Genomic DNA, 19,766 nt, shown 5'->3' with positions numbered 1-19,766 from the left:
GCTTTAATATCAAGGCAGAAATACTTCAAAATTCCTTAAATTATATCTGCGAAATTCGGGAACGAATTATATACTTGTTTTTCATCGCTGTAATCATAAACTTGAAGCTCCTTTATTAGAGCTTAAGTTGTCTTGAGCCTTTAAAAATATACTTTTAAATTCAGGTTAAAATTTTTCATTCCTTGAAAAACTCTCTTAAATCATTAGCTATCTTATCGATAGCCTCAGTTGCACTTAGCTCATAGCATTTATCAAAATACAAAGCTAACTTAGCTTCAATTTCAAGATTATTCAAAATGCTTTTTTCACACCTTCTTGCAAAATGCCCCACAGGCAAAACATAGCCACTTGTGCCTATGCAAACAAAAAGCCCTGTCTCGTTTAAAGCCTCATAAAGTGTAGAGTATTCAGGGGCTTGCTCCTCAAACATAACTATGTTATGTCTTAAAAAGGGCTGCTTGCACTTAGGGCAAATTGTGCTTTCTTGCCTTTTATATCCTATGTTTTGCTTATAAGCACAATTTGTGCAATAAAGTTCAAGCAAGTAGCCATGCAAATGAATGACATCCTCACAACCAGCCCTTTCAAGCAGATCATCAACATTTTGCGTTATGATGAAAAGCCTTTCTTTAAATTCAGCCTTCAGCCTTGCTATGACCTCGTGGGCGTGATTTGGCTTTACATTTTTAAGCTGAATGCGTCTTTGGTTATAAAATTCAAGCACCTTGCTAGGATTTTTAGCAAAGCCAGAAGCAGAACAAACCTCCATCACATCATAATCTTCCCAAAGTCCTCCACTATCTCTAAAGGTTTTTAGCCCACTCTCAGCTGAAAGCCCAGCCCCGCTTAAGATCATAGCCTTTTTTATCACCCAAAGTTCCTTTTTATGAATTTCTAAGGCACAAAAGCTAGAATTAAAAGCTAAATGTGCCTCTTTAAAAATTAATTTTGTCTTAAATTTTAGCTTAAAAACAGTAATTTTTTTGAATTTACTGTAAAATTTGAAGTTTTAATTTTTACAAGTTTTAAAATCTTAAGGATTAAGCAAGACAAAGCGAACAAGACTTTAAAAGGCAAAATTTAAAGAAAAAATTCAAGCAAATTTAACTGTAAATTACTTGCAAAGAGAAAAAAATGAAAAAGGCACACAAAATGGTGAAGCCTGCATTGACATTGCAGTATTTTACAGCACGGATAGAAGAAGTTTGTATGAAGATAAAAGATACATAAAGCCCTTTAAGGATGCAGCACAAAAAGTTTGTGATTTAGGAAATCCGCAAAGCTGCTACGCATTAGCTGAGTATTTTTACTTACACGAGGACGGTAAAAACTTAAAGCTAGCAAGAGAGTATGGAAAAATGGCGTGCGAGACACTAAAAGGTATTCATCAATGCGTGCAGCTCGCCAAGCTTGAAGAGGACATTGAGGAGAAAGAATAGATTAAAACCTTGCTTTATTATCTTAAAACGGGTTGTGATTTGGGAGGTGCAAATGCGTGCAAGACACTTGCCGAGCGTTATGATAAGGGGCTTGATAGATGAAACGAGCATAGGCAAGAGTTAATCAACCACAAACAAGCCTTGCACTACTACAACAAAGCGTGCGAGCTAGGCGAAGCGGTTTGGGGCAAATCTACCTTTGGGGCGAGGATGTGGGCGACAAAAGAGCAAAGCCAAATCTCAAAAAATCAAGATGGTGCTTTGCCAAGGATTGCGAATATAACTGCAAGAAAGATTGCACAGAAAATGGGGTTTTAAACGAGGCTTGCAAGCAAGAATGCCAAGATAATATAAACGGCGACACCTTCTGCTACATAAAAAGCCTTAGTTTAAAGGATTTAGAGAATTTAGATGAGAGTATATTTAATTGATTAAGTGGATTTTTGTGGGTTTTGGGGCGTTTTGTGAATTTTTTAGAAAATACTTGAAATTTTAGAAAATCCTTGAATTTTTGGTTTAAATTCAACAAAAAATTCACACCCTTGCATAAAAAGCGTGAATTTTGGCTTTGGCATTTTGTGAATGTGGCTTTTGAGTTTTGTTTGTGAATTTTGGGCGAAAATTTGCTGAATTTGCGTGAATTTTTGGGGAAATTTTGCTGAATTTTTGGCTTAAAATTCACGCAAAACCTCCGAAATTCGTCATTCTGAGCGTAGCGAAGAATCCACAGCCTTAAAGTCGCCTTTAAATTTAGCGTAAAAAATTCAAAATGGATTCTTCGCCTGCTTTCGCAAGGCTCGCAATGACGGCAAGGCGTGAATTTTGGGCGAAAATTTGCTAAATTTGCGTGAATTTTTTGGATTTTAGATAAAAAATTTACGAAATTTAAGAATTTTTTGGCTTTTAAAGACTAAAATTTGGCGTTTAATTTTAAACATCAAATTAAGGACTAACGATGGCATTTACGACAAAATGTGAAGTTTGCGGAGAGCATATAAACAAATTTGAGACACTCTCTGTGTATCAAAGCGTTATTAGTGGTGGGATTATTGAGTGTAAACATTGCAAAACACGATATAAATCCAAATTCAAAACAACGTGGTGCAATGGGATAGTGGGCTTAGAGAGCATCGTAGCTGTGTGTGTCGCGGTGCTAGGATTTGCCCTTTATCTCTTGTGGCAGTGGATTAGCACACCTACTCCAAGAGAGATAAGCATTTGGGATAAAGCATTAAGGCGCGATGAAGATCTTATGAATATGGAGCTATTATTGCAAATGAATCGAATACAAAATGAGCTAAGTAGTATAGATCCTTTTTGGTTTGTCATTTTGGGCGCGGTTATTTTTTTGATACTTTTTCGGATTGTGATGATTTATTATATTCCACTACGCAAGATTGAAAGCAAAGATGAGAATTTTTTTGACATTAGACAAAAAGATGATTTTTAAATTTTAATGACAAAACAAATGAAAAATTTAAGCAAAATTTTAGGCTTTGTGTGGCTTGTTTTGTGTGTAAATATGTATGCAAATTCCACGCAAACAAAGCAAACAAACCAAGAAAAGAAAGAAAGCGAGCAAAGCATTATAAGTCCTAGCCTTGATTGTAAAAAAGCAAGGACAAACACCGAAAAGCTCATTTGCAGCGATGAAGAGCTTGCCGCGTTAGACAAACAAATGGCACAGACATATGGCAAGGGCTAGCCTTGATAAGGCAGGCAAAGAAAGGCTTTTGAAAGAGCAAAGGCAGTGGCTTGCAAATTTACGCCAAAAAAGCGAGCAGAATTTAGGCGAAAGAAGCATAAAAAGCGGTTTAGAGCTTATGCTCTCTTTTCGCATTTATACACTCTCACATTATGCACTAAAAGAACACACAAAAAATGCCTACTTTTAAACGCTTCGCTACGATACAAACAATCTCACAACAGACGCAGGCTCACTTCAAGTGGGCGGAAAGAAATTTATCACCGTGGTGCTTAGAAACTGGAAGGATAAAGAGGGCACTGGCTAAGGATTACAACTGCGCAAATATCTTTGATGAAAAAGGCGATTCACAAGGCTTTTGCTGGGGCAACTTAATAGGCGAAGTGAAGGATGAGTATTTTACCATCACTTCTGCCAAAGAGCCAAAGGGTGAGGGCAAAAACAGCCTTGAATACCTTAGCTTTAAGCTGATTAAGGGCAAATTTATCTGCATCAATTCAGCAAACAGCTGCTTGATGATGAGCTTGATGAAGTGGGCGAGCCGTTTATTTTTTACCGAGCCTTGCTTGATGAAAATGACAAAAAGCACAAAATCAAACTTGAAGCCGTAAATGACGCACTTTTGGAGGATTTTGTTGAAAAATATATAAAGAGACACTCTTTAGAATAAATAGATGAGTAGCCTAGTTTGATAGAAAAATCAGCAATTTTGTTTTTGAAGGTTTTGAATTTTTTGTAAAATTCAAGGACTTAATTTTTTTTAAAGTAAAATTCAAAAAAGGACAAAAGCAAATGGCAAATTTAAGCAAGCTACTGAATTTAGCAGTTTTTAGCATAGCTTTATTATTTATGTTTAACGCTTGCGAAAGTAAAGAAAAGCTTTATCAGCAGTGTTATTATAGCCTTTTTAACGATGATAATAGAACCGTTGAGCAAATACAAAAAGATGATGAGCAATGCTTTAAACTCGCACAGCTAGAGGAAAAAGATGAGAATTTTAAACAAGCGATATTTCACTATGTCAGGGCGTGTGAGATAAATACGCCCGATAATGCTTGCGAGCATTTGACTTTGAGTGCTACAAAGCTAGCAGACCGTGGTATTGGTATGGTATTTAAAGAGTGTAAAGAATATGAAAATGGTACCTTTTGTGAAAAACACGACATAGATGATTTTTTTGAAAGATTATGTCAGCAGGGCAACAAAAATGCTTGTATTGAGCTGAAAAAAGCTAAATTGAGCAAGACAAAAGAGTATTATAGTGGGGAATTTATAGATGATATGGATAAAATGTGTAAAGAAAATTTAGCCAAAGCTTGCAATGAGCGCGACAAAGAAATCGAAAAATCTATAAATGATGATTTGCAAGAGTGGAGAAAGCATAAGCAAAGCGATTTTTATTACATCGGACATTTGGATAAGTTTTGTCGCTGGGAAGGCTTAAATTCACAACTTTCACACCGTGCTTGTGCGGGGCGAGATGAGATTATAAACGCACACGAAAAATTATGCGATGAAAACAATGCCACAAGCTGCGAGGTGCTTACTTTGGCTTATTATGATTTTTTTCACAAAGATAAATTTGACAAAGACAGTTATGAAAGCGAGGATGATAAAATCTATCCACCCAAATTCAAAAAAGCAGCACAAAAGGCTTGTGATTTGGGCGAGATTACAGGCTGTGAATATCTTGCGTATTTTTATTATGATTATAAGCCAGAGTTAAATTACACACTCGCAAGGCAGTATGGCAAAAAGGTGGCTTTAATGCTTCAAAACGCCAAAAAACGAAGCGATTATCTTAACTCAAATCCCCTTGTTCTTTTTGCGTATGCAGAAGCAAGGGCTGATGATGAGCTTAGAAAACAATTCATTTTAGATTATTTTAAGCTAGCTTGTGATGAGTTGCAAATTGCTAAGCATTGTTTGAGTTTTGGACATTTTTATGATGGGGAAACGAACTTTGGTATGAGCGAGCTTATCAGCCAAAAACAAGCCTTGCATTACTATGATAAGGCTTGTGCTTTGGGTGAGGACTGTATGCACTTGGGGCAAATATATCTTTTTGGCAAGGCTGTGGGCGGAAAAAAAGTGAAAAAGGATATAGCAAAGGCAAGGCATTACTTTGCCAAGGATTGCGAAAATATAGGAGGTTTTTGCTCTGATGCGTGTAGCGACACTGATGATACAAGCTGTCATTTAAAGCAAATGAGTTTGAAAGAGTTGGGAAAGATTAAAGAAATACGAAGTAAATGGGAAGAACTTGAAAGCGGTTGGAATGGGTGGTAGTGGCGCTGAGTGTGAGCGAATCTGGCTTTTTGTTTGTGTTATAATGGCTAGACTTTGTGCGACTTTTTATTTTGTAATGTCTTGTCAAATTTCCTTAAAAGAAATACAATGTCAAAAATAAGGTTGTAAAATGAAAAAAATATTAGCCTTTCTATGTTTTAGCTTTTTGGCAGTATTGGCTGATGAAATAAGTCTAGAAAGATTAGAGCAAATCAAAAAAGAGCAAAATCAATATTGGCTGGAATTTTTAGATGATGCAAGCTCTGACTGTATTCATATTTGTGAAAGAACTAAGAGACCTTATGAGTGTTATACTCATTGTAGCGCACCTATAAAGCAACGGCATATAGCCTTTGTCAAAAAGCATTTTACGCCCATTTGGTATGAAATCACTACAAATGATAAGGGGCAAAAGCTAGCTCAATTAACTTGCTTTGATAATGAAGCCGAGAAGTTTTGCAACTACCGTTTAAAAGCTCCCATTAAGCTAAAAGGAAAGCTTACAATTAAGCCACATTATGGGGGTCTTCAAGGTTGTGATGATCTTCCTATGCAGACCTTGTTTGAAAATGAGAATTTACCGCGTTTTTTAGCTTATGTCCATTTACAGATAAAGCCAAATTCGCACAATCAAAAAGAAGTGCTTGATAAGATTCCTCAATGGGTGCTTGATGGCTTTGCTGGAAAGATAAGCTATGAGGTGGAATTTGAGGTGGCAAATATGAGTGGATATATAAGCGATGTGTGGAGTAAGCATCATCAAGATATAGCCTTGATAGCGGACTCTTCTGCGTGTAGTGCGGGAAGTTATCTTGTCGCAGATAAAATTAAGTTTATCAAAAAATTAAGCGAAAAAATGGATGAAAATGTAAAACCGTATTTGAATGAATACAGCGAGCAAGAAGTATATACATTGTCGCTTAAAACAAAAGATGATTTTGTAAATCTACGAGAATCGCCAAATGGCAACATTGTAGCACGAATCTACAAAAAAGATTTTAGTGATATTTTGGTAGTAAAAATCCAACAAACAAAATTGCTAGGATTTAATCAAAACATAAATAAAAAATGGCATAAGGTGATTTATTTCCCACCAAACACGCGTAAGACAAAGGACGCAAAGGTGGGATTTATCCATCAATCACAGCTTGATGAAAATGAAAATTGGCATTTTGCCTTTTAAAAATGCTTTGTTGGCAGGAAGGATTTTAGCTTGGTAAAAATAAAAAAGGCTATGATTTTAAGTGGGGCTGGACTAAGTGCAAAAAGCAGATTAAAAACCTTTAAAGATAGTGGCGGACCTTGGGAAAATTACGGTGTAATGGAGGTTTGCTCGGCAACAGGGTATGCCAAAAATCCTAGCAAGGTGCTTGAATTCTACAATGAAAGGCGAGTGTATGGACTTTTTACCCTTAATTTTTTGGTTCTTTTTCCTTGGTGCTGGGGCTTGGATACTTTATACACAAGGACTAAGTGCTAAAATCTTGCTTGCGATTTTTTGGAGCTTTTGGCTTTGCGTTTCTGGCTACTCACTTTTTGAGTCCGCTTCGCTTAACGGATTAAATTTAAGGGATTTACTCATCTTGCCTTTTGCTCTAACGCTTTGTGTCTTGGGTTTAGTCAGCCTCATTTTGCATAAAAAATTCCCAAATTTATGGCTTTTTTACCCCTACGCGTGCTTTTTCATAGGCACTGTCTTGTCCAATGCTTTGTGGTTGTTTGGTAACGCTACTTATGTAGATGATGAAAATTATCTTTTGTTCATTTATCTTGCCTTTCTCGTTGTGCTAGGCATAGCAGGGCTTTACACGCTTTTTAAATGTCGCAAACTCGCCTGCACGCTCATTTTCGTAGCTATTTGTTTGCCTCGGCTATGGAGTTTGTCTCATTTTATGACTTGAATTTTTGCTTGAATTTTTTGTAAAATTCACACAATTTCAATTTTTCAAAAGACAAAATTAAATTGAAAAAAGCAAAAAATCAAACACAGCCTATATAATCAGCACATCATTGACACTGCCACAAACGCAGATCTTACCTATATTTACCTCATCGCTCCAAAAAATGAGACTTACAGCAAGAAAATCCGTGCTGATAGTGAATTTATCGCTTAAAACATTGCTTTTTTGGGAGTTTTGGGTTGAATTTTGAGCTAAAATTTCGCTTAAAGTTTCGTGCGAATTTTGGCTTAAATTTGCAAAATTTTGAATTGAATTTTTGTTTGGATTTTCTCTGAAATTTAAGGTATTTTGTGAATTTTTTGTGGAATTTAATCGTTGTTTTTGGTCAAATTTTCTTGTGAATTTTTAATATAATTTCATAAAAAATTCACGCTTTTTTGTGAATTTTCTTTTAAATTGTGAGTGTTTTGTGAATTTTTGGCTGATTTTTGGTTTGAATTTTCGTGTGATTTTAAATCATTATTTTGAGTTGAATTTAAAGCATTTTAAGTGGGATTTAAATTCTCATTTTACATTAAATTTGAATTCTTATTTAAACTTAATTTAACTTTGTATTTTGCACAAAATTTAAAGTTTAACTTTTAATAGAATTTAAATTCACATTTTGTAAAGAATTCAAATTCGCACTTTGCGATAACTTTAAATTTGCGTTCTTGCTTGAATTTAAAGTCTCGCTTTGCAAAAACTGCGAAAAACTCACAATCGCCGCTCATTTGCATCCCTTAAAATACTATTGTCAAGCACCTTAAAAATTGCAAAAACTCGTTTATTTGCCCCCGTGAGCTAGTTGAATTTCTTTCATTTTTTACACCTTTTTCTTTTTGATTTAAAGCAAGTTTTTAAAATGGCTCAAGACAACTTAAGCTCAAATAAAAAAGCTTTAAGTTATTATTACATTGATGAAAAACAAGTATATCAATTGTTTCAAAATTTCAGAGGCTAAATTTAAAGAATTGTACAGTATTTTTTTACTTCGTGCTACACATTCGTAACTGCAAGCAAAAGGGGCTTTGCGAAGTTTAGACTTGTCAAATTTAAAGGCTAAGAAAGAAAATTTTATACTTTATTTAAAAGAAACAAAATTTAGATATGATACGAAAATTTTGAGACAAAATTCTTATCAAAATTTATTAAAGTTGATAAGCCAAAATCTGCTTAAGTTATCTTAAGCCTAATCTTGTATCAAATCAAAATATTTTTAGTCTTAAAATTCAAGGCATAAACTAAGAGCTAGCAAAGCCCTAAATACTCTTTAAAAAAGTATCCATTAAAATGGTCTCAAAATAAGCTCAAAAGAGCATCTCATCTGGGTTTTGATAAATACTTTTTTGAGGAAAGGGAGACTTTGGCGTGTAAAACTCGCTTGTGCCGTTATAATTACCCCTACTTACCCCCTCAGGTACCCTAAAATACCTTCTTGTATTAGGAAATTTATCTATATATCTTGTTAAAAACTCCCTAAACACAGGTGCAGCTGTCCTTGCACCGCCCTCAGTAGCCTTCATAGGTTTATTGTTGTCATTTCCAAACCAAATGATTCCTTCTATCTCAGGAGTAAGCCCTACAAACCAAGCATCCTTGCTTTCATTGCTAGTGCCTGTTTTTCCAGCCACTGCTATACCAGCTACGCTAGCATTTCGCCCTGTGCCTCTTGCTACTACATTTTCCATCATAGAAAGGGTTAGATAGATCTGTGCTGCATTTGCAACCTCAGTGGCGTTGTTTTCAAAGCTTAAAACGGTATTGCCCTTTCTATCTTTCACAGTTTTAATCAAAATAGGCTCTTTCATAACCCCATAATCACCAAACATAGTATAAAACTTAGCAAAGTCCAAAGGAGAAATGCCAAAGCTTCCAAGTACTATGGAAAGATCAGCTGGAATTTGATCGCTAAAACCAAGCTCTAAGAGCCTATTATAAACAACATCAAGCCCTATGTCTAAGGCTAGGTTTATGGTGGCTAAATTTCTTGATCGAGTGAGGGCATCTTTTAGGGTAACAAGCCCTTTTATGCCTCCTCCTAAATTCTTAGGTCTCCAGCTACCAAAGGTCCTTGAAATGTCAGCTACCTCACTCACAGGTGAATAGCCAAGATCAATGGCGATTTGATACAAAAAGGGCTTGAAAGAACTTCCTGGCTGTCTTAGACTTTGAGTGGCTCTATTGAAATTACTTTTATTATAATCCACCCCACCAACCAAGGCCAAAAGATCCCCATTTTGATGATCAACTACCACCATAGCCCCGTTTAAGGTGCTTAAATTCGCATCCTTATCCCTTTTAACTATCTCATCATAGCCAAAGCGAAGGGCTGTTTCTGCCATATTTTGCACATCAAGATCAAGGGCTAACTCCACCTTATAGCCCCCACTTTTTAAATTACTAAGCACTGGCTCTAATCTTTTAATCACCTCATCCACCACATAGGGTGCTACATTTTTTGTTAAAGTGTCATCATAAATTTGTGGCATAAATTTAACAGCTTGTATATACTCAGCCTCTGAGATCCAACCTATGCTAAACATCCTATGAAGGACATTGTTTGCCCTTGAAATGCACAAATTTAAATTTCTTGTAGGATCATAGGTGCTTGGAGCCTTAGGCATACCAACAAGCATAGCTATTTCTTTTAAATTTAACTCGTTTAATTCTTTGCGAAAATACCCCAAAGAAGCGGTTTTAATCCCGTAATATCCGTGCCCAAAAAAGATATGATTTAAATACCTTTCTAAGATCTCCTCCTTTGAGAGCTTTAATTCAAGCTGATAGGCAAGTAATACCTCTTTTATCTTGCGTGAGATGGTTTTTTCTGGGGTAAGTTCTGTGTTTTTGATTAGTTGTTGGGTTAGGGTTGATCCTCCTTCTACTGCCTTTCCAGCACGAAACATCTTAAATGCGGCTCGCATTATGGCGTCTAAATTTACTCCACTGTGCTCAAAAAAAGCGGTGTCCTCTATGGCTATTAAGGCTTCTATCAAGCGAGGTGGGATGTCTTTATACTCTACATAAAAGCGGTGTTCTTTGTCGAAGATATTGGCTACTAATTTGCCATTTCTATCAAAAATTTGAGTGCTAAGCGGAGGCTTAAATTCCTTAAAGGTGTAATTTTCAACCCCAGAATTTGAAAAAAGATAAAGCCCATAAATAACACCACTTAGCCCAACAAGAAAGATCAAAGAAAAAATAAAGCTTAAAATTCGCATAAAACAGTCCTTGATCTTGCTATATTTAAGCCTTTGTATAAAGAAAATTCAAGGCTATTTAAAGACTTGTTTTTTAAATTTGCTTTAAGCCTTGATAAAAACTGTTTGATTTTTGTATCTTTTTGTAAGCTTGTCAGTCTTAAATTTAAAAAAGCTTTTATTTTTTTAAACCTAGCTTTTATCAAATTTAAAGGCTGAATTTTTTCTCTAAGCTTAGTTAAAATATACATTATAAACTATCCTCAATGAGCTTTAAGCCAAGCATCATAGCCTCTTCAAGCTTGTTTATATCCTTACCTCCTGCTGTAGCAAAATCAGCTCGTCCGCCCCCACTGCCTCCAAGTATTAAAGCCACTTGCTTTACAAGCTCATCGGCTCTCAAAGAGGCATTTTTAACCCCACAAGCAAGGGTGATCTTTTCTTCTTTTAGCTGAAAGAGTAAGATAATAGCTTTTGCATAGGCATTTTTAAACTCATCTATTCTGGTTTTTATATCGCCCTCATCAAGCCTTGCTACACAAACTTGCACCCCATTCATATCAAGGCTTGCTAACTCGCTTTTTGAGGCATTTTTAAGCTTGTTTTTAAGCTCGACATTTTCAGCCTTGATCCTTTTTATAGAGGCTAAAAGATCGCTATTTTTTAGCTCGCTTTTCAAGGACTCAATTTGCGTCATAAAGGTCTTTGCATAAGTTAAAGCAGCCTTACTAGCAACTGCTTCAATGCGTCTAATCCCAGCACTAACCCCACCTTCTTTTACCAGATAAAAGCTTCCAATTTGAGCTGTGTTTTTCACATGGGTTCCCCCACAAAGCTCCTTGCTTTTACCAAGCGTTACAACACGCACCATATCCTTATATTTTTCATTAAAAAGGGCTATGGCTCCGCTTTTTTTAGCATCCTCTAAGCTCATAAGCTCTAAGATCAACTCATCATCCCTTGCTATGCACTCATTTACCAAATTTTCTATATTTTCAAGCTCCTCTTCATTTAAGGCCTTTGGATGAGTGAAATCAAAACGAAGCTTGTTAAACTCTACTAAGGAGCCAGCCTGAGCTATATGAGTGCCCAAAATTTCACGCAAGGCATAATGCAAAAGATGAGTGGCGCTGTGATGAGAGGATATTTCTTTTCTTTTTGCTTGATTAACAGTTGCTTTTATGTTATCTTTTACCCTTAAATCCTCGCTTATTTTTACCTCGCTTAAATTTAGCCCAAAGAATTTTTGAGTGCTTAAAACCTCATTTTGCCCTATAAGGCCTGTGTCGCCTACTTGCCCACCGCTGGTGGCGTAAAATGGGGTTTTATCTAGCATCACCCAGCCCGTTGAGCCAAATTTGAGGCTCTTTGTTGAGTTGAAATTTGCATCTAAGAGTGCTAAAACCTTGCTTTTGCTCTCTAAAAATTCATAGCCTATAAACTCATTTTCTCCAAATTCCTCTAAAAGCTCCTTAAAATCGCCATTTACAGCCTTATCCCCACTGCCTTTCCAGCTAGCCTTTGAGCGCGATTTTTGCTCACTCATACATTTTTCAAAGCCCTCTAAATCCACTTCCATTTTTACATCATCGCTGCTATAATCTCTTAACATATCCTGAGTTAGATCTAGCGGAAAGCCGTAGGTATCATAAAGCTTAAAGGCTATTTCTCCACTAAATTTCAACACTTTTTTTCCATCGCTAGATTTGAACTCTCTTTTTTTAAGCATTTTACTATGAGCCTCCTTGAAAAGCGTCATTCCAGCCTCAATGGTATCAAAAAATCTTGCCTCCTCATCTTTGCACTGTTTCATAATGGTATTTTTTCTCTCTAACAAATAGCCATAATGCCCGCCCATACTCTCGCACACAGCACCTACCACCTCGCACAAAAAGGGCTTTTTAAGCCCTAGCAAATAGCCATGTCTAACGGCTCTGCGTAAAATTCGCCTTAAAACATAGCCCCTTCCTTCTTTATCAAAGCTAAGCCCTTGTGCTAGCAAAAAAGCCACGCTTCTAGCGTGATCAGCAATTACCCTAAAATGTGCTTGATTGTTTTTAATTTCAGTTAATTTCAATCTTTTTGTATCTAAAATTTCCTCTCTTTTGCCTTTCATTTGCTTATTAAATTCAGCCTCTTTTTCTAAATAATCCTCATCGCTATAATATTTTTCCTTTGTGATCTTTTCAATGCAGCTCATAAGGGGTGCAAAAAGCGAGGTGTCAAAATTGTTAATCTTTTTTTCTTTTAGAGCATAAACCCTCTCTAAGCCCATACCTGTGTCTATTGATGGCTTTGGCAGAGGAGTTAATGTGCCATCCTTACTTCTTTCATACTGCATAAAAACAAGATTCCAAATCTCTAAAAATCTATCTCCCTCTCCTCCAAAATAATCCTCACTGCCATTAAAATACCTCTCTCCCTGATCCACATAAATTTCACTACAAGGTCCACAAGGACCAGTTTCTCCCATTTGCCAGAAATTATCCTTATCTCCCATTTTTTTAATCTTGCTAGGATTTACATATTTTTTCCAAAGCTCTAAGGCCTCATCATCGCTTTCATGCACTGTTATATAAAGTAAATCCTCATCAAATCCTAGCACCTTTGTTACAAATTCCCAGGCCAAATCAATCGCTTCTTTTTTGAAATAATCCCCAAAGCTGAAATTTCCAAGCATTTCAAAAAAGGTGTGATGCCTTGCTGTGTAGCCGACATTGTCTAAGTCGTTGTGCTTGCCACCTGCTCTTATGCAGGTTTGACAACTTGTCGCTCGTGGGGGCTTTGGGCGAGGTATTTCTCCTGTGAAGATGCTTTTAAAAGGAACCATTCCAGCATTTGTAAAAAGCAAGCTCGCATCATCGGGCACTAGCGGAGATGAGGACACTATGCTATGGGTTTTACTTGCGAAAAAATCTAAAAACTCTTTTCTTATATCCATTAAAAATCCTTTGTTTAATAATATCAAATTTATGTTTAAGGAAGAATAAACACTTCCTTATAGCTTAAGCCCTTTAAAAGCTTAATAAGATTTTACTTTAATACACTTTAACTTAATCGGCTTTTTGTTCTTAAAATTAACACAAGTAGCTTAATTAAAAGAATCTAGCTAATTTTATCTTAAATTCATATGTCAAAACAGCCTTACAAGCCCTTTTTAAGCCTTCTTATTAAAAATCTTGCAGGATGGATCTGTGAGATGAATTTTTTAGGGATAAAAAGAGGCTCATTGCAGATCAAAGCACACAAATACCTAGCCGCAATTACCGCACTAGCAAAGCCACGAGAACCATGTGCTAGGCTAAAATACAAAGGAAGAGTGCTTTTAGGATAAATTTGAGGCTTATTTTTGCTCCAAAGCAAGTCTTTGTAGGCATTCTTATAAAAGCACTCATCATAAAAGCTCCCACAAATCATAAATCTATCGCTAGAATAAGAACGAAGGCTTGCCCTTGAGCCTATTATTTCAGGCTCAGCTTGTAAAAACTCCTTTATGTTTGCTATATTTGCTAAATCATCTTTTAAGCTAGGCTCTAAGCTAGTATTTAGCCTGTCATAGCTTGCTCCTATTACTTGTAAGCTTGAAAGTGCGGGACAAATATAACCCTTAGCCAAAAGAGGATAAGGGGTTTTTAAACAAGGCTTTATGTGAGTTAGCTGTCCTCTTACCGTGCTTAATTTCATAGCCTCATAGCGCAAAAAATCCTCACTCTTAGCCCCCATAGCATAAATTAACACGCCAAAGCCCTTTTGATCAGCCTTGTCTTTGAATTTCAAACAAAATTCATTGTTTTCGTAACTGTACCTTGTAAATTCATAGTTGAAATTCAAGTTAGCATTTTTAAAGAGTGAGGATAAAATTTGCTTAGGTCTTAGATGCACGGCATCTTTTATGAAGGCTGTGTCGTCTTTGATCTCAAATAAGACACTGTCTTTTTGTGCCTTAAATCTTTCTTTAATCTCTTGAGTGTGAGCTTTTTGAATCGCACCGCTAGGCACAATGCCTAAAATTTGCCTATAAAAACGACTTGCCTCATAAAAGGCAAACTCACTAAACTCACCCAGCAAGGCTTCTTTTTTTAAGATCAAGGGGCTTAAAATGGCACTTTCATTCCCACTTGCTCCGCTTGCAAAGCTGTCGTTTTTTTCAAAAACAGTTACTTCAAAAGCTCGCAAAGAAAGCTCATAAGCAAGGCAGGCAGAGGCTATGCCTGAGCCTATGATGGCAACTTTTTTATTTGAGTAAGGGGTGCAAACCCTTGCATAATAAGCCTCTTTGTCTTTTGGATTAGCTTTAAATTCAAGCTCTTTTTTTATATTAGCCTTAAATTCAAGCCCTTCTTTACACTTAGCTTGAATTTCAGCCTTAAATTCAGGCTTTACATTTAATGTAGCTTGAATTTTAGCCTCTTCTTTGAATTTTTTTTCAGCACTTGCCTTAATTTCATCTTTATTGTTTAATGCATTTTTAAATTCAAGCTCTTCTTTACACTTAGCTTGAATTTCAGCCTTAAATTCAGGCTTTACATTTAATGTGGCTTGAATTTTAGTCTCTTCTTTGAATTTTGCATCAACACTAGCCTTAAATTCAAGCTCTTCACCAAAAACAGCCCTTATCATCTCCCTTTTTTTAAAGCCCTTGATCTTTTCAACAAAAAAGCCATTTGCTCTTAAAGCCCTTTGAAAGCTACTTGCTGAGGAAAAGCTAAGCAAACAAGCACCCTTTTTACAAAGTCTAGCTACTTCTTTTAGTATATTCTCATCAAAGAGCCTTGAATTTACGCTTGGTTTAAAGCCGTCTAAATACCACAGATCAGCCTTGAAATCAAGCTCCTTAATGCTTTTTGTAGCCTCGCCAAAGACAAGATCCAAAAAGGCATCCTCAAAATAAAAACGGTAGATCCCATCCTTACATCTTGGATATGCCTTCAAAAAAGGCTCTAAAAAAGGCTTAAACTCATCATAAAAGTCAAATTTTTTATAAAATTCAAGTAAAAGCTCTTTTTCAATGTAAAAGCCCTCTAAACTCACATAAAAAAGCCTTTTGGGTCTGTTTTTTGTGTTTAAAAAACGTTGCAGGGTGAGAAAAAAATTTAGCCCCATTCCAAAGCCAAGCTCAGCTATGATAAAATGCTCATGTTGGCTAAATTTAAAGTTCTTGCTATATGTAAAACTAGCCTCTTCTAAGCTGTCAAAATAAATATCGTTAAAATCAAGAGAATAAAGCTTCTTGTCCTTAAATTCAAGCCTTGCCTTAGTCATCTGAGTTGTTGCGGAAATAATTTTGTATGCCAAGGGCTATGCCTTTGGCTAAGAGCTCTTGATAAGCCTTGCTTTGAAGCCTTTTGCCCTCCTCAGGATGTGAAATATAGCCTATTTCTATTAGCACGGCTGGCATATCCTGAGCTCCAACTAGCACCCAAAAGGGTGCTTCTCTAACCCCACCGTCTGTAACCTTGAATTTAGCACGAACAGAGCTTAAAAGATTTTTTTGAATGTCTATGGCAAGGCGGTTTGAGGCTATGATCTTTTCTCTGCTTAAAGAGTGTAAGAAATTTTGCTTGGAAAAATAATTTGCCTCCTCTAAATCTGCCTTATTTTCAAGGGCTGCAACTTCTTTGCTTCTTTCGCTTCTAGCTGGGCTTAAAAAGAAGGTTTCAATGCCTTGCATAGTCTTTGCCTTGTTTTTATTTGGTGCTGCGTTTGCGTGGATTGAGATGAAGAGATTTGCCTTTTTGTCATTTGCAAGCTTTGTGCGATCTCTAAGATTTATATATACATCCTTTGTGCGAGTGTAAAAGACCTTATAGCCCATTTTTTTAAGCTCCTCGCCTATTTTAAGCGAGCTTGCAAGGACTATTTCCTTTTCGATCAACTTGCCATTTACAGCCCCTCCGTCCTTGCCTCCGTGTCCTGCGTCTATGACTATGATCTTATTTTTGGTATTTACCTTTTTTGTGTTGTTTTGAGGAGTTGTGGTTTGTTTTTTTGCTGGAGTTGCGGACTTTTTGTTTGCAGAACTTTGAGCTTGTTTGCTAGCTTTTTGTCCTTCTTTTTCAAAGCTTAAAATCAAGCTTTTGCCTTCATTTTCTTTGATGAGCTTGAATTTATCCTGAGAGCTAAACACCACCCTGACAACCTGTGGGGTATATTGCGTTAAAATGACAGTATCTTTTCCAAAGGAGAAGTTTTTTCTCCCACCCTCCAATGCTGCTTCAAAGCTCAAAACTATGCGGTTTAAGTTTTTATCACGCATTGAAAACTGCTTAATCTCGCTATCTTTAAGCTCAGTGCTTAGACTAAGCCTTATGCTATCATCTTCTTTTGTGCTTTTTAAAACATAAAGGGGTTCTTTTTTGGCAGTGGCTGAATTTGAGGGCTTTTGTGCTTGCTGGGTGTTTTGGGACGTTTTTGTTGGTGAATTTGTCGTTTTGGCTGAATTTGTAGTGCTTTTAGCTTGGGGGGGTTCTTGTTTTTTGCTGTTTTGAGCTACTGTTTTTGGCAGTTTAATCCTTAAACTCTTGCCTTCAATTTCAAGCTTATAAGCCATTTCTTTTGTAGAGTGAAGGACTAGGCGGGTTGTTTGGGGGTTAAACTGTGCTACTGTTATCTTAGCGTCTTTAAATTCAAAGTCCTTTCTGCCACCGTCTAAGGAGGCTTCAAAGTCAAATATATAGCGGTAATTATCCTTTTCTTTAAGCTCTATTTTTTTAAGATCCTCATTTTTTAAGCTCTCATTAAGCCTTAAAACAAGCTCATCTTCGTTTTGATGAATGCCTAAAACAAAAACCGTGTTCTTTTTTGGCTCAGTTTTTACTGAAAGCTCTTTAAGCTCGGCTACATAGCTTTTGCTGTCAAGTTTTAGGGCATCTGAGCTGATGATTAGTCTTTTTAAGGCTTCGATTTTGGCATTTGAATCTTCGTTGATTACAGTTTGTATGTATATGCTTTTAAGCTGGTGATGAAAGATTAATTTATCATCTGAGTTTGCAAAATTTTGATCAAAATTGGCAAATTCCTTCTCATAAGCACAAAAAGCAAGGCTTACAAAAAGTAAGCTTAGATAAATAGCCCTAAGACTCTTCGCCATTTACAAGTTTATCCATAAGCTCTTTTACTGATATAAGCTTATCTAGCCTATATCCGTTTGCCCCTGTAAAGAAAAGCCCTGTTTCTTTTCGTCCAAAATAGGCATCAAAGAGCCTATCTGCTATACAGTATCCTACCTCATTTGCCCCCTTGCCCCTTTCACAAGGTGCTACGCAGTTGCTAATGCAGTGAATTTTAGGACCCATTCTTTTATCTACAAGATTTAGTAAATTCGTACGAACCCCCCGTGCAGGGTAGCCAACAGGTGAGTGAATTAGCTCAATGTCTTCTTTTTTGCATCCTAAAAGCACGGATTTAAACTCATCGCTTGCATCGCATTCAAAGGTGCCTATGAAGCGAGTGCCCATTTGAACCCCACTAGCTCCTAGGCTAATCATCTTTTCAATGTCCTTTTTGTCCCACACCCCACCTGCTGCTATTAGTGGGAAATTTCCCCAATTTTTCGCCTCAGCTGCAACAGTGGGCAAAACAGCTTCAAGCTGGTAGTTTGGATCAAGGCATTGTTCATAAGTAAAGCCTTGATGTCCTCCGCTCTTTGGTCCTTCAACCACCACAGCATCAGGAAGTCTATTGTAACGGCCCTGCCATCTTTTGCATATAATCTTTAAAGCCTTTGGGGATGATACTATGGGGATTAGGGCTACTTCTGGAAAGTCTTGGGTGAATTCTGGCAAATTCGTAGGAAGCCCTGCACCTGAGATGATGACATTAAAGCCTACCTCGCAAGCATCTCTTGCTATTCTGGCATAGTCATTGCTAGCACAGAGTATGTTACAGCCAAGAGGGAGATCTCCGCATACCTTGCGAGCATTTGTTATAACGGCTTTTAAGCCCTCTTTTGAGTAGAAATTTTCGCTACCATATGGGCGGGTGTTGAATTCTTTTTTGATGTGAGAGCGGTTTTCGTAATATCCTGTGCCAACAGAGGAGATGATGCCAAGTCCGCCGTTTAAGGATACAGCAGAGGCTAAACGGTCCCAGCTAATGCCAAGTCCCATTCCACCTTGTATGATGGGATATTTAATGCTGTGTTTGCCAATTTTTAAAGACCCTAAACTCATCATCTTACCTTTAATCTAGCTTAATTTTATGCAAGCTCAAACTTGCAAAACTCAACTTTAAAACTAAAAATTGCTTTGAATTTTAGCTAAAATTTACAATGCTTTACTTACATAATGCAATTTTATAACTGTATTTTATCAAAAACTGCATAAATTTAATTTGCTTTTATAAAAAAGTGCTTATTTTTGTTCTTTTTGAAAAAGGATGAGTTGGAGTATTATTAAATTCAAATGTCAAGTTAAAAGGCTTTAAGGGTTGTTTTATAAAATGTCATCATATTAGCTCTAAAGCTTTTGATAAATTTAGCTAACCTCATCAAGGATGTTTAAAAAGCTTAAAGGCAAGATTTTAGGGCTTTGAATTTAGGCTCAATTAAACTTAAACCAAAGGGTTTTTAAGCTAAGTCCTATGAAAAACAAAGTGTCGTTTGCGAATTTCGTCAAATGTAAGGGAAATTTTGAAGTATTTTTTACTTCGTGCTACTAATCTTGCAACCACAAGCAAAAGATTTGCTAAAACGCAAGGGCTGTGTTTATATGTAAATCGTTAAACATTGCTTTGACAAAGAGTTGCCACCTATCATAAAGGACTTTGCAGGGTTTAACGAGTGCGAGATTTACAGGAAAGCTTCAAAGCCTACGGTGCCTTGGTGGATTTTTTACTTCGTTTTGTCTTGCAACTTTGCAAGAAGAAGCAAAGGCACATTACAAAGTAAAACACGCCAAATTCGAGTTTGCAAATGGACTAAACCACATAAACGAAATTGTGAATTTTTTTGCTTCGTGTTACACGTCTTGCAAGTGCAAACAGAAGAGGCTTTGCAAGGTTTCGTCTAGCTAAATTTAAAGGCTAAAAAAGAAAATTTTGTCCTTCATTTAAAGAAAACAAAATTAAGACAAAAATTTTAAGGCAATATCCTCATCAAAATTTGCTGAAATTAATAAGAGAAAATTCTATTAAGTTTAAGTGAGCTTGAATTTAATTTTTTCTAAAAGTGTTAATCTTTGTTTATTTTGAG

General features: G+C 36.4%; 22 protein-coding genes and 1 pseudogene. 14 read left to right on the top strand and 9 right to left on the bottom strand.

All coding sequences use genetic code 11. The features are described 5' to 3' along the window. Positions 1 to 175 precede the first annotated feature (175 nt). Positions 176 to 868: an SIR2 family NAD-dependent protein deacylase gene (locus tag DMC01_RS06180; RefSeq protein WP_142693401.1), complete on the bottom strand. Its 693-nt coding sequence runs from the start codon at positions 866 to 868 to the stop codon at positions 176 to 178. A 250-nt stretch (positions 869 to 1,118) separates the two neighbouring features. Here DMC01_RS06180 and DMC01_RS06175 point away from each other — a divergent pair, with 250 nt between their 5' ends. The 3 genes from DMC01_RS06175 to DMC01_RS06170 are packed head-to-tail and all read left to right on the top strand — an operon-like array spanning position 1,119 to position 1,870. Beyond that, positions 1,119 to 1,439, top strand: a complete 321-nt coding sequence (locus DMC01_RS06175) for a hypothetical protein (RefSeq protein ID WP_142693397.1) — start codon at positions 1,119 to 1,121, stop codon at positions 1,437 to 1,439. Beyond that, positions 1,423 to 1,563 (top strand): hypothetical protein, encoded by a 141-nt coding sequence (locus DMC01_RS13385; protein ID WP_185908778.1) that lies wholly within the window; start codon positions 1,423 to 1,425, stop codon positions 1,561 to 1,563. Before DMC01_RS06175 ends, DMC01_RS13385 begins: the two co-directional genes overlap by 17 nt. 58 nt (positions 1,564 to 1,621) lie before the next feature. Continuing rightward, positions 1,622 to 1,870, top strand: coding sequence for a hypothetical protein (locus DMC01_RS06170; RefSeq protein WP_142693396.1), 249 nt, complete (start codon positions 1,622 to 1,624; stop codon positions 1,868 to 1,870). On the opposite strand, the gene DMC01_RS06165 is transcribed toward DMC01_RS06170, so the two are convergent. After that, complete coding sequence (locus tag DMC01_RS06165; RefSeq protein ID WP_142693395.1) at positions 1,810 to 2,121, bottom strand: hypothetical protein; 312 nt, start codon at positions 2,119 to 2,121, stop codon at positions 1,810 to 1,812. The two genes, DMC01_RS06170 and DMC01_RS06165, sit on opposite strands and share 61 nt — an antisense overlap. A 273-nt stretch (positions 2,122 to 2,394) precedes the next feature. On the opposite strand from DMC01_RS06165, the gene DMC01_RS06160 reads away from it, so the two are divergent. The 10 genes and pseudogenes from DMC01_RS06160 (at position 2,395) to DMC01_RS16545 (ending at position 7,584) form a co-directional block, all read left to right on the top strand. Continuing rightward, positions 2,395 to 2,889 (top strand): hypothetical protein, encoded by a 495-nt coding sequence (locus tag DMC01_RS06160; protein ID WP_142693394.1) that lies wholly within the window; start codon positions 2,395 to 2,397, stop codon positions 2,887 to 2,889. Between the two features lie 18 nt (positions 2,890 to 2,907). After that, positions 2,908 to 3,144, top strand: coding sequence for a lysozyme inhibitor LprI family protein (locus DMC01_RS06155; protein WP_142693393.1), 237 nt, complete (start codon positions 2,908 to 2,910; stop codon positions 3,142 to 3,144). Continuing rightward, complete coding sequence (locus DMC01_RS06150; protein WP_142693392.1) at positions 3,131 to 3,334, top strand: hypothetical protein; 204 nt, start codon at positions 3,131 to 3,133, stop codon at positions 3,332 to 3,334. Before DMC01_RS06155 ends, DMC01_RS06150 begins: the two co-directional genes overlap by 14 nt. Beyond that, positions 3,321 to 3,755, top strand: coding sequence for a hypothetical protein (locus DMC01_RS06145; protein ID WP_142693391.1), 435 nt, complete (start codon positions 3,321 to 3,323; stop codon positions 3,753 to 3,755). The genes DMC01_RS06150 and DMC01_RS06145 overlap by 14 nt, the downstream gene beginning before the upstream one ends. A gap of 181 nt (positions 3,756 to 3,936) precedes the next feature. After that, on the top strand, positions 3,937 to 5,433 hold the full coding sequence (locus tag DMC01_RS06140; protein WP_142693390.1) for a sel1 repeat family protein: 1,497 nt from the start codon (positions 3,937 to 3,939) through the stop codon (positions 5,431 to 5,433). Further along, complete coding sequence (locus tag DMC01_RS15895; RefSeq protein WP_282432268.1) at positions 5,423 to 5,554, top strand: hypothetical protein; 132 nt, start codon at positions 5,423 to 5,425, stop codon at positions 5,552 to 5,554. The genes DMC01_RS06140 and DMC01_RS15895 overlap by 11 nt, the downstream gene beginning before the upstream one ends. A gap of 9 nt (positions 5,555 to 5,563) precedes the next feature. Further along, positions 5,564 to 6,616 (top strand): hypothetical protein, encoded by a 1,053-nt coding sequence (locus tag DMC01_RS14995; RefSeq protein WP_246059058.1) that lies wholly within the window; start codon positions 5,564 to 5,566, stop codon positions 6,614 to 6,616. A 39-nt stretch (positions 6,617 to 6,655) separates the two neighbouring features. Beyond that, positions 6,656 to 6,826 (top strand): annotated as a pseudogene (locus DMC01_RS06125) (NAD-dependent deacetylase); the annotation flags it as partial. A gap of 4 nt (positions 6,827 to 6,830) precedes the next feature. After that, a complete protein-coding gene (locus tag DMC01_RS06120) occupies positions 6,831 to 7,334 on the top strand; it encodes a hypothetical protein (protein WP_185908776.1) in 504 nt (167 codons plus the stop codon). Between the two features lie 109 nt (positions 7,335 to 7,443). Continuing rightward, positions 7,444 to 7,584 carry a hypothetical protein gene (locus DMC01_RS16545; RefSeq protein WP_185908774.1) on the top strand — a complete coding sequence of 47 codons (141 nt, stop codon included), beginning with the start codon at positions 7,444 to 7,446 and terminating at the stop codon, positions 7,582 to 7,584. A gap of 391 nt (positions 7,585 to 7,975) precedes the next feature. On the opposite strand, the gene DMC01_RS15890 is transcribed toward DMC01_RS16545, so the two are convergent. The 7 genes from DMC01_RS15890 to DMC01_RS06090 form a co-directional block, all read right to left on the bottom strand. Beyond that, entirely contained in the window at positions 7,976 to 8,107 is a 132-nt protein-coding gene (locus DMC01_RS15890) for a hypothetical protein (RefSeq protein WP_282432267.1), read from the bottom strand. Positions 8,108 to 8,683: 576 nt separating this feature from the next. Further along, positions 8,684 to 10,597, bottom strand: coding sequence for a penicillin-binding protein 1A (locus tag DMC01_RS06115; RefSeq protein ID WP_142693388.1), 1,914 nt, complete (start codon positions 10,595 to 10,597; stop codon positions 8,684 to 8,686). After that, complete coding sequence (locus DMC01_RS06110; protein ID WP_142693387.1) at positions 10,585 to 10,827, bottom strand: hypothetical protein; 243 nt, start codon at positions 10,825 to 10,827, stop codon at positions 10,585 to 10,587. The genes DMC01_RS06115 and DMC01_RS06110 overlap by 13 nt, the downstream gene beginning before the upstream one ends. Beyond that, on the bottom strand, positions 10,827 to 13,517 hold the full coding sequence (alaS, locus tag DMC01_RS06105; protein WP_142693386.1) for an alanine--tRNA ligase: 2,691 nt from the start codon (positions 13,515 to 13,517) through the stop codon (positions 10,827 to 10,829). The genes DMC01_RS06110 and alaS overlap by 1 nt, the downstream gene beginning before the upstream one ends. Positions 13,518 to 13,720: 203 nt before the next feature. Then, positions 13,721 to 15,871, bottom strand: coding sequence for an FAD-dependent 5-carboxymethylaminomethyl-2-thiouridine(34) oxidoreductase MnmC1 (gene mnmC1 / locus DMC01_RS13375; protein ID WP_185908772.1), 2,151 nt, complete (start codon positions 15,869 to 15,871; stop codon positions 13,721 to 13,723). Further along, on the bottom strand, positions 15,831 to 17,666 hold the full coding sequence (locus DMC01_RS06095; protein ID WP_142693385.1) for an N-acetylmuramoyl-L-alanine amidase: 1,836 nt from the start codon (positions 17,664 to 17,666) through the stop codon (positions 15,831 to 15,833). The genes mnmC1 and DMC01_RS06095 overlap by 41 nt, the downstream gene beginning before the upstream one ends. Continuing rightward, positions 17,650 to 18,747 (bottom strand): nitronate monooxygenase, encoded by a 1,098-nt coding sequence (locus DMC01_RS06090; RefSeq protein WP_142693384.1) that lies wholly within the window; start codon positions 18,745 to 18,747, stop codon positions 17,650 to 17,652. The genes DMC01_RS06095 and DMC01_RS06090 overlap by 17 nt, the downstream gene beginning before the upstream one ends. A gap of 592 nt (positions 18,748 to 19,339) precedes the next feature. On the opposite strand from DMC01_RS06090, the gene DMC01_RS06085 reads away from it, so the two are divergent. Beyond that, positions 19,340 to 19,588, top strand: coding sequence for a hypothetical protein (locus DMC01_RS06085; protein WP_142693383.1), 249 nt, complete (start codon positions 19,340 to 19,342; stop codon positions 19,586 to 19,588). Positions 19,589 to 19,766 lie beyond the last annotated feature (178 nt).

This window comes from Campylobacter troglodytis (assembly GCF_006864425.1).
GTDB classification, from domain to species: Bacteria; Campylobacterota; Campylobacteria; order Campylobacterales; family Campylobacteraceae; genus Campylobacter_D; species Campylobacter_D troglodytis.
This window is presented reverse-complemented; position numbering and strand designations above follow the sequence as displayed.